The sequence below is a fragment of the Aerosakkonema sp. BLCC-F183 genome (genome assembly GCF_041929145.1).
Lineage (GTDB): Bacteria > Cyanobacteriota > Cyanobacteriia > Cyanobacteriales > Aerosakkonemataceae > Aerosakkonema.
In genome coordinates this window covers 1-12,721 of record NZ_JBHFNU010000115.1, presented here as the reverse complement: position 1 = coordinate 12,721, position 12,721 = coordinate 1, and the positions used below count along the sequence as shown (strand labels likewise).

Genomic DNA, 12,721 nt, shown 5'->3' with positions numbered 1-12,721 from the left:
GGCGGTGCGTTACACTATCGTTAACGTATCCTACAAGTAGCCCCTAATCTAAAACATATGGCAAAATTGAAAATTCCCAAACGAGTTTCCACTACCTTACTCAGTTCCTTAAGTGCGGGAGTCGTCCCTAGAATTGGACTCGAACATATTGCCGTCGGTCGAGAAAAAGAAATGGCCGCACTATTACAAGACCTAGAAAACATAGCCGCCGGTGGAGCAGCATTTCGCTTCGTTGTCGGACGCTACGGTTCCGGTAAAAGTTTTTTGCTGCAACTAATTCGTAACCACGCAATGGAACAGGGTTTTGTAGTAGCTGATGTTGACTTATCCCCAGAACGACGACTAGCAGCAACAGACGGTCAAGGCGTAGCCAGCTATCGGGAATTAATGCGAAACATCGCCACTAAAACTAATCCCAACGGCGGTGCTTTAGGACTAATTTTAGAAAAATGGATTAGCAGCATTCAAACAAAAGTAGCCGAAACTAGCGGAATGCGACCAAACGATATCGGCTTCGATGACCAAGTGGAATCGACTATTTTGGCAGCAGTTAAAAATATTGAAGGTTTAGTTCACGGATTTGACTTTGCCACAGTTGTGAGTAACTATTGGCGCGGCTACCGATTGGATGACAAAGATAAAAAAGATGCTGCATTGCGTTGGTTGCGCGGGGAATTTGCCACCAAAACAGAAGCCAAAGCAGCGCTGGGAGTGCGGGTAATTATTGATGACGATACCTGGTACGATTACGTGAAACTGGTTGCCAAATTTGCAGCCGATATTGGCTACAAAGGAATGTTAATGCTAATTGATGAAGCGGTGCATTTATGGAAGATAAGCAATGCAGTTTCGCGGCAGAATAACTACGATAAACTGCTAGCAATGTTTAACGACACCATGCAGGGGAGAGCGGAACACCTTGGTATAATTGTAGGTGGAACGCCTAAGTTTTTGGAAGATCCAAAACGCGGACTTTTCAACGATCCTGCATGGACTAGGCGCACAGCCAAAAGCCGTTTTGTGAAAGCGGGTTTGCAGGATAATTCTGGCCCGGTTATACAGTTAGAAACTTTAACTCAGCCAGAAATATTGCAGCTTTTGCAACGTTTGGCTGATGTTCACGCTACTCATTACGGTAGCGATAAGAAACTGACAAAACGGGAATTTGATAAATTTTTGCAAGAAGTGATTAGTCGCTTGGGTGCGAATGCGTTGCTAACACCGGGAGAAATTGTGCGGGATTTTTTGAGTGTTTTAAATATCTTGCAACAGAATTCAGAAATGTCTTTTGAGCAAATAATTCACGGTGCAACTTTGCAGCTTTCCTCGGTTGGCAAAAAATCTAATGGGGATGAAGATGGCGAAGTTGCTGAGTTTACTTTGTGACTATCGGAGATTAAAAAGTGACTCTTAACTTTGAGTGGGATGAGGAGAAGGCAAGTGCAAACTTGAAAAAACACAAAATTTCATTTGTGGAAGCTGCTACTGTTTTTAGCGATCCCTTGACTAATTCTCAGCCTGATGCAGAAAAGGATGATTTGGAAATGCTAGATGAATATGACTTCAGCCAAGGTGTAAGAGGTAAATATTTTCAACGATACCGGAAGAATAATCTGCCAGCCTTAGCGGATATTCAGTTTTTAACTGACTCGCAAGGTAGAAAAACAGGTGTCATTATTGATTTAAAAGAACACTGGGAATTATGGGTAGATATCTTAGAAAAATGTAATCATTCTAGCGATTTTCAGTATTTGACTAACGAGCGGGGTAAAAAAATAGCCGTATTCCTTGACTTCAAAAACAATTTGGAAATATGGCAAGAGATATACGACTGTCTAATTGTATAATGTGAGATCGATCTCAAAGTTATGAGAGGAAGAAGTTATGAATGATTTTTCAGAAAACTTAATTTCTCGTCACACCTTCAACGCTCAACATCTCATAGACTCCCATCCACCAAAGCTACATAACAACAACAAAAAGATTGTTTACCAAATTGCCTGCCCACCCGGTTCTGTACACAATGGTGAGTTGATATTCTCAAGATGGCGTGCAATGCCATTATCGCAAGTTTCTCTTTTCCCAATCTATGAAACAGCGTTTGAGGAGCAAAAGGGTCACTTTAACTACGAGCCATCAAACGACAACAGTAACCAAGTTGAGTGGTATCTCAATTTCGCCCATTCCGATCTTTTTTGTGCATACGGGGGAGGATTATTTGCTCAGGATGAGATGCAAGTTGCCGAACATCCTGCTCTAGGTTCGCTTCGAGAGGCTTTGCTAAGTGCAAAGATCGAACCATTAACTGTAGAGAATGGAGAGCCAACACCTGTCCTGATTCGTGGTGTTGAACGGCGGTGTGCGATCGCAACTAATGCAGATGCAGAACAGGGACGACCTTTTGGACTTTACGGTAATAACTTTGCACGTGCTACAGTCACTGCGATAAAACTAGCAACAAAACCACTAAATCCACCTACCATAACTAATATTATTGCGATGGAAGCTCCTCCCGGCGGTTATGGCTATTACAGTTATGAAGATATTGAGTATGTGCTAACAACCGCATTCACTGGATTTTCAGCAGCCAGAATTGAATCTCACTTAGAACATAAAGAGCCAATTGTGATTATTCACACTGGTTTTTGGGGATGTGGAGCTTATGGAGGTAATCGAGTCTTAATGGCTCTTTTGCAGCTCCTGGCTGCTCGTTTTGCACAGATAAATCGTTTGGTATTCCATACAGGTGATACTACAGGATCGCAAGCTTTGGCAACTGCTCGAAAAATACTCGATCGGGATTTAGCAATTGATGACTCCAGTATTCAAGTATCTGACTTACTGACTAAGATTCATGCAATGAAATTTCAGTGGGGCGTTAGCGATGGAAATTAGGATCGCAAAGGTGGAAAAGACGCCGAGGTTATTGAACTGCTAAAATAAGCGGGTGCTACCAAGTCGCGCTCTTCCAAGTATTGTAGGATTTTCTGGTGGAAAATTTCAAAGATCGATCGCTCTTTTCCCAAACTCAACCAAAACTGCTTTAGCTACTTTTATGGCTCATTCATGTCTGCTTGTTCCCCAGAAGAAATAGCATGAGGCAATACGGAGCGCTCGTCATCTGGAATTAGTATTGGTGCGCCTAAATACCTCCGAACATTTTCTTCTGCTAGTTTGCGATCGCATTCGTTGTCGAATTGACTTTCGTCTAGCAGATTTTCGCCGCGTGCCGCTTCATCTGGAGTTGGCTGACGGCCATTTTTCCATCTGTATTTGAAGTCTACCATTTGCTAGCCTCTTCGCGATCGCTCTTGTTTTTACATTTTTAATATTATGGTGCGATCGAACATAACACTTCTATTGTTAGAAGTATTAAACAGTCGAGTTCGTTAATTAAAATATGCCTATGGGCATACATCTTTTGAGAGGAAAGCGGCAGCGATATCATCCTGCTAAACTGTCAGTTACAACACGCGATAGCACTCTTCCAATCCTTGTACGCAAGTTAGGCCGTCGTATAGGTAGGCGTGTTGCGCGATCGAACGATCGCACATACTTTTTCTCATAGTTCGATCCCAACCCTATTTGACGGCAATCTCGATATAATCTGCTTCATATTTAGTAATTTATAAATAAAAAATTATTTCAGTAGTGTAATATAAATTTAATTCAACTTCAACAGGGATGCAGATAAGCTGTGACGCCAGACCGTTTTAATAATTGCAAGAATGTAAAACTCTTGTGGGGTGGGCATCTTGCCCGCCCAATTTATACAACTTAGATACGTCGCAGCTTAGTTTAAGCTCATTCCCAATTCTCAACTATAAAGTAGACATGAATGCGTTTTCCCGTCTAGCACCGTTCATCCAAGAATACATCTATAACAACGGTTGGAGCGAACTAAGGGCAGTCCAAATTGAAGCCTGCCGAGTTATCTTTGAAACAGACGCTCACCTATTAATTGCTGCTGCCACAGCTTCCGGCAAAACAGAAGCGGCTTTTCTGCCAGTGGTGACATTATTGCACGAAAAACCCGCTACAAGCATCGGCGTTTTATACATCGGCCCGATTAAAGCGCTGATCAATGACCAATTCGATCGCCTCAACGATCTTTTAAAAGAAGCAGATATTCCTGTTTGGGCTTGGCACGGCGATGTATTGCGAAGTCGCAAAGAAATGATGCTCAAAAATCCCCAAGGCGTTCTGCAAATTACCCCCGAATCTTTAGAAAGTTTGCTTATTAACAAAAAACCTCCCGAACTGACTCGCCTGTTCAATGACTTGCGGTTTATCATCATTGATGAAATCCATGCCTTCATGGGATCTGAACGCGGTTGTCAGATTCTCTGTCAGTTAGCGCGGTTATCGAAATTTGTAAAAAACACGCCCCGCCGGATTGGTTTGTCAGCAACGCTTGGCGATTATTCATCAGCTGAAGAATGGCTGCGTGCCGAAACTGAAAACCCTGTTATTACCGCTAATATTAACGATAGGCAGCGCACAGTTCACTTGGCTTTAGAACATTTCTATACTCAGAAACCCTCAGAGAAACCCGGTTTCTCTAAGAAACCGGGTTTCTCTGAGGATTTCTATGAAAGTTCCCATTACAGATACATTTTCAACCTTACTAAATCTCGCAAATGCTTGATTTTTACTAACAATCGCGCCGAGACAGAATCGGTTATTTCTAATGTGCGTCAAATTGCCTACGCGGAAGGACTGCCGGATATTTATCATGTCCATCACGGCAGCATTTCTGCCAAATTGCGCGAAGCAGCTGAGGAGGCGATGCGCGAAGCAAATACCCCGGCTGTCACCGCTGCCACAGTGACTTTAGAAATGGGAATAGACCTGGGTCAATTACAGCGAGTAATTCAGCTTAACGCACCTTTTTCAGTATCCAGCTTTTTGCAGAGATTGGGACGTACTGGCAGACGAGGTAACCCCGCCGATATGCGCTTTATTTGCACTGAAGAAGAACTATCCGGTGAGGAATCGTTGCCAGCACAAATTCCCTGGCAATTGTTACAATGTATTGCCATTATTCAACTTTATTTGCAAGAAAGATGGATTGAACCGATCGAACCTACGCGGTATCCTTTGAGTTTGCTGTATCACCAAACAATGAGTATTTTAACAGCAGCGGGGGAACTTTCACCAGCTGCGCTTGCCGATCGCGTTTTGACTTTGCCCAGCTTTAGCGCTATTTCCAAAGATGATTTCCGGCAATTCTTGCGTTACTTAATCGATATTGACCACATTGAGCAAACAGAACAAGGTGAGTTAGTTGTAGGTTCAAGTGCGGAAAAAATCGTGCGTTCTTTCCATTTTTACGCCGTCTTTGCCGAACAGAAAGAGTACATCGTCAGGGATGACTCGATGGAAATTGGCAGCATCATTATGCCGCCTTCTGTGGGAGGGCAGTTTACTTTAGCGGGTCGGACTTGGGAAGTTTTGGATATTGAGCCAAAAGCAAAAACCCTTTGGGTAAAACAAGTTGAGGGAATGGCGAGTATTGCTTGGCGCGGCAGCAGTAGCGCTAATATTCACACCCGGATTTTGCAAAGAATGCGGCAGGTTTTGTTTGAGGATGTTGAGTATAGCTATTTGCAAACGGGTGCGAAGGAAAGACTAAAGGCGGCTCGTCAATTAGCGAGAAATGCGGGATTGAATAAAAGTAATATTTTGTCGTTAGAAGGTAAGAATTGCTGTATTTTTCCGTGGATGGGTACTGTGGCTTATCGCACGCTAGAAAGATTGCTAAATGTGTTTGGTCGGGAGTATTTAGATATGAGAAGTATTGGTGGTTCGCCACCTTATTTTTTAACCTTAAAAGTTGGGAAAAGCCGACCGGAAGATATTCGGGATGCCATTGTTGAGCTTTGTCAGCGGGAAATTACGGCAGAAGATTTGGTAAATCCGCAAGAAGCGTTCAAATTACAAAAGTATGATGAGTTTATCCCTCCCGATCTGCTAAGGCAAGCATTTGCCGCCGATTATCTGGATATGGAAGAACTAAGAAATATCGTAAGCGCTTGGTAGTCATGGGGCAGGGGTTAGGGGTTAGGGACTGGGGGTTAGGGGAAGAGGGAAGAGGGAAGAGGGAAAAAGGTGGACTTTTGACTGAGTGACTTTTGACTGAGTGACTTTTGACTTCCCCCACTCCCGACGCCGGAGCCCCTTTCCTTTCTGTTGTTAAACTTGTAGGGTTTAAATAAGCGATCCCCGCCCCGTCATCAAGGGGAAGTAGGCGATCCCAGCCCACAGTCGTACAACCCGGACTTCGCAGATGCAGGGATTTCCATCCCATTGATATATCCGTATATCCCTGTGTTGTTCCCAGTTTCCTTGTTGAGCCTGCGAGCCGTAAATTCCAGACGGGGTTGCTGACTCTGGCTCAACTATCCAAAAAAACAGATGGATTTCCGTCGCCACGAGGCTCTATGAGAAAAACTTCAGGTTTAAAGTCCCGTTACAATCTATCGAGGCAGAAGCAAGACAGACAACAAATTGCAACTGTTCTCAGTGTCGGGCTGTGTGTGGTGCTGGTTGCAGTACCCCTGTTAGAAGCAAGATACGGTCGGGGGCTAGCGCGAAGAACGATCGCGTGTCTGTTCTCCAAAAAAAGCCGCGAAACGACGGGATATCAAAGCGAAAAGAGGGTTTTCTCGCTGGCGCTGATGCAGCCGGAGAAACGGGTAGCTGAATTAGAAGCGATCGCCAACGGAGACGGCTCCCGCGAGGGTGCTAGAGCCCGTTATCTGCTGGCATCAGATCTGATTCAACAGCAGCAGGGACAAAAAGCGCTGGACTTGTTAGAAGGATTGGAGTGCGACTACTCTCTTCTGGGGGCGCAAGCGATCGCCAAACGCGCCCAAGCTTATCAAGTCATGGGCGATCGAGATAAAGCAACTGCCGAATGGGAGAATTTGCTCAAATACTATCCCGACACTCCCTTGATGCCAGAAGCCCTGGTGGGGCTGGGCAAAACGAAACGAAACGATTGGGACATAGCGATCGCCAAATACCCCGGCCATCCCCGTACCCTGGAAATGGCACGCTTGTGGCTCAGAGAGAAACCGAATCAGAGGGATTTGATGTTGTTGCTGGCAAAGTATGCCTCCGACACCCCAGGAATCAGCGAGGTGCTGGATAAGTTGCTCGCCCTACCTGGGATGGTAGACGGAAAACCGATTGAGCCCCTCAAGCCAGAAGACTGGGAAGCGATCGCCCAAGGTTACTGGAACGACAAAAAATACGGCCAAGCCAGCGCCGCTTATGCCAAAGCGCCGCCGACATCCCGCAACGCCTACCTTGTCGCCAGGGCACTCCAGCTAGCACAGAAGCAGAAAGACGCCAATCTCGCCTATAAAAAAATGGTGAGCGACTTCCCCAAAGCCAAAGAAACCGGCACCGCCCTAGTCCAGATTGGCAAAATAGAACCCTCCATAGAGGCGGTGCCTTATCTGGAGCGTGCGATCGAACAATTTCCCGAATCTGCCCCGGAAGCGCTGCTAGTCAAAGCCGAAGCTTTAGACAATCTCAATAATGCCCGCGCCGCAGCCGAAACTCGCCAATTATTGCTCACTAAGTATGCCAATTCCGATGCAGCCGCACAATATCGGTGGAAAATTGCCAAAGCCAAGGCAGATGCTGGAGATTACCAGGCGGCACTCCAATGGGCAGAGCCAATCCTCACCCAAAGCCCCAACAGCGAAAATGCTCGCGAGGCAGGTTTTTGGGCCGGGAAATGGGCCTTGCGACTCGGACAAGAGCAGCAAGCGAAAGCAATTTTTGAGCGGGTCGTGGCACAATACCCGCAATCTTACTATGCTTGGCGTTCTGCCACCTTCCTGGGTTGGGATGTGGGAAACTTTAATACCGTGCGGCAGATGACGCCTCAACTAGCGCTCCCCACCGAACGCCCTTTACTGCCAACTGGCTCTGATTCATTGAAAGAACTATATCAGCTCGCGCAAGACCAAGATGCTTGGGCACTCTGGCAGGCAGAATTTAAAAACCGACTCAAACCAACCGTAGTTCAACAATTTACCGATGGTCTCCTGAAAATGGCAGCAGGGGATTATTTATCGGGAATTTCTGAAGTGGCGACGCTAGAAGACCGAGAAGAGCCAGCCGATATAGCTGAATTCAACTCTCTTAAGCAACAACCGATTTACTGGTACGCTTTGTATCCTTTTCCGTACAAAGAAATTATCGAAACTTGGACGAAAAAACGCGACCTCAATCCTTTGCTAGTGGTTAGCCTCATGCGCCAGGAATCCCGATTTATGCCGAAGATTAAATCTTCTGCCGGTGCTGTTGGCCTAATGCAGATGATACCGACAGTTGCAGCTTCAGTAGCTAAAATAATCAACCTGAAGGAATATAACTTGGAAAATCCTGACGACAACGTTAATTTGGGCACATGGCTTTTGTTTGAAACTCACCAAAAATATACGAATAACTCTGCCTTGGCATTGGCTAGTTACAATGCCGGTTCCGGTAACGTATCCAAATGGCTCAAACAGAAAGAATTTACCGATCCGGATGAATTTATCGAAAGCATTCCTTTTCCAGAAACTAAAGAATACGTGAAGCAGGTGTTTAGCAACTACTGGAATTACCTGCGCCTGTACGATCCCAAAGTTAGTCAGATACTTGCTAATTCAATAACGCAGAAATAAGGGACTGTCAAAAGTCAAAAGTCAAAAGTCAAAAGTCAAAAGGAAGAGGGAGAGTGGGGGAGTGGGGGAGTGGGGGAGTGGGGGAGTGGGAGAACGAGATAGTGGGAAGAAATTCTTAATTTTGACTTTTGACTTTTGACTTTTGACTTTCTAGCCCCGACGCCCTTCTTCTCTCAGGCGATCGCGAAAATATTGCTCGTACAAACGGCATCTGGCAGTGCAATTATTGCCATCAAGTTTTACCAGACCCATACTATTTAATTTAAACGCTAATTCCGATCGCAATCGCACTCCTGGTGAAGCAGTCACAACCTCTTTCATGGCTGCTAACAAATCTGGATATTTTTCTAAATTCCACAAATGTCGCCGCAGATGATCGCTATAAATTCCCGCTTCTGTGGCAGCTGCTTCCACCACTCGATCTAAAGTGACATCTTCACGGGCAATATGATACATAGCTAGTCGAACTAAATAGGGATGTCCTCCTACTAAATTAATTAATTTTTCTACTTTGTTTGTATTCCAATTTAGTCCGTGCCGTATCGCCAATTCTTGCATTTGCTGCCAGTTAAATTCCGGTAATTCTATGGGCAATCCCACATTAAAAGGCGATTTATTGATATCCAAGGGAATGTAAACTTCGGTGGAATGCACTACTATTAAGCGAAATTTTTGCCAGATTTCACGTCGTTTTGCTTCTTCGTGCAACGCTCGCAACAAACCAAAAAAGTCATCGGCGATTTCTGGGGATTCAAATACGCGATCGACTTCATCCAAACCTAAAGTTAAAGAAGTCGAAATCTCTGACAGCAAACACTGTTCAAAATAAGCTTTGCAACATTGGTTGCTGCCGATAATATCCGCTAATTCCCAACATTTACTCAAGTGTTCCAGCATTCCCAACTCTTGTCCGATGCTGGCACAAAACCACTGCAAAAATGTATCTGAATTGGCAAAAACGCGCTTATTTGCTAACTGAAGACTTAAGGCGATCGTGCGAGAGCCTTGTTTCTCCGATCGCTCCAAAATCCGCGCCATCAGAGAAGTTTTACCCATCTGTCTGGGCGCTTTGATGCGGATGAGCGCCCCTGGTTGAGAAATCGTCTCGTAACAGCGCTCTTCGATGGGAGGACGATCGATATAAAAGCTAGATTCACCTCGCACTTGCCCTTCCGGGATTTCTGGTGCGGCGACCGGTAGAGGAGGAGAAGGGGGGAGTGGGGGAGTGAGGGAGTGGGAAAGATTTTCGCTTTTGTCAATACTCAGTCCCCAATCTCCAGTTTCTTCCGTGGCCCAGTTGACAGCTAATTCGCGATCGCTACTTAGAGAGGTGCGTCCTTCTGACACTACACTGAGAATTTCGGATACTACGGTCGAAGTATCCTCGTCACCGCGCCATTGCCACGGCTGACTTTGTTGCAAAAGTTGCCACAAATCAAACGGTAGGGGCAGCCCTTTTGAAAGGCTTTTCGGCGATAAATCCACCCATATCGGTAAAATTGCTGGTTTTTGAGCTAAATAGTTGCTCTTGCCTGCTTCCTCTCTGCGATTTGTTAATTCCTTGGCGACGCGCACCTCTTCCAATAGGATTTCGCTGACGACAGATTCACTAGACAACAACAATACCAAGTAATCGCAGACGTTTAAATATTCTTCTGGCGGGTGATTTTTTTGGGCGATCGAAACTTCGTGTCCCGCAGCACTCAACGCTTGCTGCAACTGCTGGGCGAGGTGGAAGTTTTGAGTGCGATCGCTAATCGCAACTTTAGCATTAAGCTGCGGTATTTCATCATCCTGGGATTTATCGGAAAAATCCGCTATATTTCGCCACTCTTGCCCCAAAACATGACAAATTTCCTGAAAATTCGCATAATCGACAGGTCTGCCATTGAGGAAGTTGCTGACGGTGGATTGAGCTATCCCCAAATCCTCGGCGAGGACTTTTTGACTGGGAAAGCCGTTTCTCAGAAGAGACGACTTGACTGTAGGAATGCACTGGGGGCGAACTTTTAGCGATCGCGGCATTGCTGCGCCATCAGAAAATACACTTCTCACATCTTAAATGCCAGCCTCACCCAAAGTCGATGAGAAGTCGATGAGATCTCGAAGAAGTCGGTCAAGAACTCAGTCAAGCATCCGTCTAAATAGAAAATATCAAGAGTTTGGGAAATTCCCATGCAGCTTAACAACAAAATTGATTCATCGATCGTTACCGTGAATAATTCTGCACTGGCAATTCGCAAATCAGGCAGAAATGTGGCTTCTAAAAATTGGCAATCCTTAATCAAGGTTACATTAGGCGGTGTCTACTTAGTACTGCTTCTGGCTTTACCAGCAACAGCTTGTGGGTCTTATTATATGACCAATTTTGAGTTTAGTTCTCGGCTGTTTGTACTGCCTGCGATCGCATCATTTTACGGCTATGGAATCCCTCTGCTTACCATCGTTATCATCGAAGCTTATATTTTACATAAACGAGAATCGCTTCCTTACTTGAAAGCTTGTGGATTTACGACTTTAGCAAACATATTTTACATTGTCGCTTGCTTGTTAGTTTACGCATCTTTATTCAGTCTAATTTTTCCGATATCTATAATTGGATCGGCTATATCTGCGGCGATGTGCCTCTCGTTTTGTCAGCGCACAGGTTACTTAAAAAATATTAGCCAACGGATGTTTATTTTCTGGGTTTATCTATTTTTTATAGGCTTAGGCGTTGCCAGTTCAGTGATGGTGGAATCCATAAAGTTTTCCGCCGATCCCAATGTGCTTTATGCAGTGACAGCAGGGATACTCCTGATGGGTTTTATCTTTGGTTTTGTGGCGAAAGGTTTTGCGATCGCACGCAATCTCCGCGAAAAACGTCCCAGTCTAGCCAGCACCGTGATGTCAATGCAGGTAGGCTCATTTCCGATTGTGGCGATCGCATATTACTTGATGCAAAATCAACGGTGGTTTTGATGAAAAGCAATAACAGTTAAAATCTTGTGATGAAAATGAAAATCTCTCCATCAAAAAACGGTATTTTGCGTTATTTGCGTCCTTTACCTATCATTCTTTCTCTCAGCATTGTTGGTGTTAGTTCAGTTACTGTAGCAGCGTTGGTTAATCATATGGATGTGTCAACTTTTATCGCCAGTTTGAGTGCCAAAAAAGTAACCGTTTCCGAATTGAAGCAGGGAAAATTGAAAAATGCGATTTTGATTGATGTGCGATCGCCTGAAGAATACGCCGAAGATCGCATCGGTAATAGTCCACTTGTACCGCTAACAGATATTCAAAGTGGTTTCGGCGTGCATCAGATTCGAGTTATGGCACAAAAGTATGTGCAAACAAATCATACTCAGCCAACGATCGTACTTTATTGTACATCTGGGCCACGTTCGATTAAAGCCTACAAAGAATTGGAAAAAACCGATTTGAATTTAGTAGTTTTAGAAGGCGGTATCAGAGTATGGCGTTTGGCAATACCCGCGTCAAAAGATGCAGAAATTTTAGCACCAATTACTGCATCAGCCAAACAATTTGTTACAGGTAAATAGCGGCGCGATGGAAAAGTCGATGACTTCTCCAAGAAGTCATATCATGTTCGGTTGCATCGGTATGGGAAAAAATTTGCGCTCACATCTGTGTTCATCTGTGTTTATCTGTTTTCATCTGTGGTTAAAATTTAACCCGCGATTCGGTGCAGACAATCCTCAACATCATTCTTACGCTACCGATGCTACCGGACACGATATCAGCCAATAACTCAAATAGCTGTGGGTATCAATAGAAATAGCAAAGTTTTGCTGCGTGGTAATCTCTTCGGGTGTAAATCAACCTATGGTTATCTTAGAAAACACAAAAACTCAACTGAAATTGCGGTATCGACCTTATTACCTTTGGCTTGGTACTGGAGTTTAGACTAACCGCGCCCTAAAGCGCGGTTAGTCTAAACTCCTATAAATAAAAGTAAAAAGATAAAAAACAGTCGTACAAGTGTACTAATGACACAGGTACGACTGTTTGGTAGAAGCTTAAAGTTGTACCAC

The 12,721-nt window shown here is 44.6% G+C and carries 10 protein-coding genes; 8 read left to right on the top strand and 2 right to left on the bottom strand.

Going from position 1 to position 12,721, the window contains the following annotated elements; translation table 11 throughout:
* The first annotated feature begins 57 nt into the window (after positions 1–57).
* The 3 genes from ACE1CD_RS33825 to ACE1CD_RS33815 are packed head-to-tail and all read left to right on the top strand — an operon-like array spanning position 58 to position 2,895.
* On the top strand, positions 58–1,386 hold the full coding sequence (locus tag ACE1CD_RS33825; RefSeq protein ID WP_374827554.1) for an ATP-binding protein: 1,329 nt from the start codon (positions 58–60) through the stop codon (positions 1,384–1,386).
* Between the two features lie 17 nt (positions 1,387–1,403).
* Complete coding sequence (locus ACE1CD_RS33820; protein WP_374827552.1) at positions 1,404–1,847, top strand: BrnT family toxin; 444 nt, start codon at positions 1,404–1,406, stop codon at positions 1,845–1,847.
* A gap of 37 nt (positions 1,848–1,884) precedes the next feature.
* Complete coding sequence (locus ACE1CD_RS33815; protein WP_374827551.1) at positions 1,885–2,895, top strand: hypothetical protein; 1,011 nt, start codon at positions 1,885–1,887, stop codon at positions 2,893–2,895.
* A gap of 158 nt (positions 2,896–3,053) precedes the next feature.
* Here ACE1CD_RS33815 and ACE1CD_RS33810 read toward each other — a convergent pair whose 3' ends face one another.
* Positions 3,054–3,287, bottom strand: a complete 234-nt coding sequence (locus ACE1CD_RS33810) for a hypothetical protein (protein WP_374797603.1) — start codon at positions 3,285–3,287, stop codon at positions 3,054–3,056.
* Positions 3,288–3,834: 547 nt separating this feature from the next.
* Here ACE1CD_RS33810 and ACE1CD_RS33805 point away from each other — a divergent pair.
* Both ACE1CD_RS33805 and ACE1CD_RS33800 read left to right on the top strand, forming a co-directional pair.
* Positions 3,835–6,042, top strand: coding sequence for a DEAD/DEAH box helicase (locus ACE1CD_RS33805; RefSeq protein WP_374827550.1), 2,208 nt, complete (start codon positions 3,835–3,837; stop codon positions 6,040–6,042).
* Positions 6,043–6,443: 401 nt separating this feature from the next.
* On the top strand, positions 6,444–8,687 hold the full coding sequence (locus tag ACE1CD_RS33800; RefSeq protein ID WP_374797599.1) for a transglycosylase SLT domain-containing protein: 2,244 nt from the start codon (positions 6,444–6,446) through the stop codon (positions 8,685–8,687).
* A 150-nt stretch (positions 8,688–8,837) separates the two neighbouring features.
* Here the strand turns inward: ACE1CD_RS33800 and ACE1CD_RS33795 are convergent, their stop codons facing one another.
* Complete coding sequence (locus tag ACE1CD_RS33795) at positions 8,838–10,742, bottom strand: AAA-like domain-containing protein (protein WP_374827549.1); 1,905 nt, start codon at positions 10,740–10,742, stop codon at positions 8,838–8,840.
* Between the two features lie 120 nt (positions 10,743–10,862).
* Here ACE1CD_RS33795 and ACE1CD_RS33790 point away from each other — a divergent pair, with 120 nt between their 5' ends.
* From ACE1CD_RS33790 to ACE1CD_RS33780, 3 genes are read left to right on the top strand one after another with little or no spacing between them, the layout of a single operon-like run.
* Positions 10,863–11,648: a hypothetical protein gene (locus ACE1CD_RS33790; RefSeq protein ID WP_374827548.1), complete on the top strand. Its 786-nt coding sequence runs from the start codon at positions 10,863–10,865 to the stop codon at positions 11,646–11,648.
* A gap of 35 nt (positions 11,649–11,683) precedes the next feature.
* Complete coding sequence (locus tag ACE1CD_RS33785; RefSeq protein ID WP_374827547.1) at positions 11,684–12,229, top strand: rhodanese-like domain-containing protein; 546 nt, start codon at positions 11,684–11,686, stop codon at positions 12,227–12,229.
* Between the two features lie 19 nt (positions 12,230–12,248).
* Complete coding sequence (locus tag ACE1CD_RS33780; protein ID WP_374797591.1) at positions 12,249–12,437, top strand: hypothetical protein; 189 nt, start codon at positions 12,249–12,251, stop codon at positions 12,435–12,437.
* Positions 12,438–12,721: the final 284 nt, after the last annotated feature.

Excerpts from the sequence above, each read along its gene's own strand:
- ACE1CD_RS33825 (WP_374827554.1), top strand. The coding sequence starts at position 58 with ATGGCAAAATTGAAAATTCCCAAACGAGTTTCCACTACCTTACTCAGT.
- ACE1CD_RS33815 (WP_374827551.1), top strand. The coding sequence starts at position 1,885 with ATGAATGATTTTTCAGAAAACTTAATTTCTCGTCACACCTTCAACGCT.
- ACE1CD_RS33810 (WP_374797603.1), bottom strand. The coding sequence starts at position 3,287 with ATGGTAGACTTCAAATACAGATGGAAAAATGGCCGTCAGCCAACTCCA.
- ACE1CD_RS33805 (WP_374827550.1), top strand. The coding sequence starts at position 3,835 with ATGAATGCGTTTTCCCGTCTAGCACCGTTCATCCAAGAATACATCTAT.
- ACE1CD_RS33800 (WP_374797599.1), top strand. The coding sequence starts at position 6,444 with ATGAGAAAAACTTCAGGTTTAAAGTCCCGTTACAATCTATCGAGGCAG.
- ACE1CD_RS33790 (WP_374827548.1), top strand. The coding sequence starts at position 10,863 with ATGCAGCTTAACAACAAAATTGATTCATCGATCGTTACCGTGAATAAT.
- ACE1CD_RS33785 (WP_374827547.1), top strand. The coding sequence starts at position 11,684 with ATGAAAATCTCTCCATCAAAAAACGGTATTTTGCGTTATTTGCGTCCT.
- ACE1CD_RS33780 (WP_374797591.1), top strand. The coding sequence starts at position 12,249 with ATGACTTCTCCAAGAAGTCATATCATGTTCGGTTGCATCGGTATGGGA.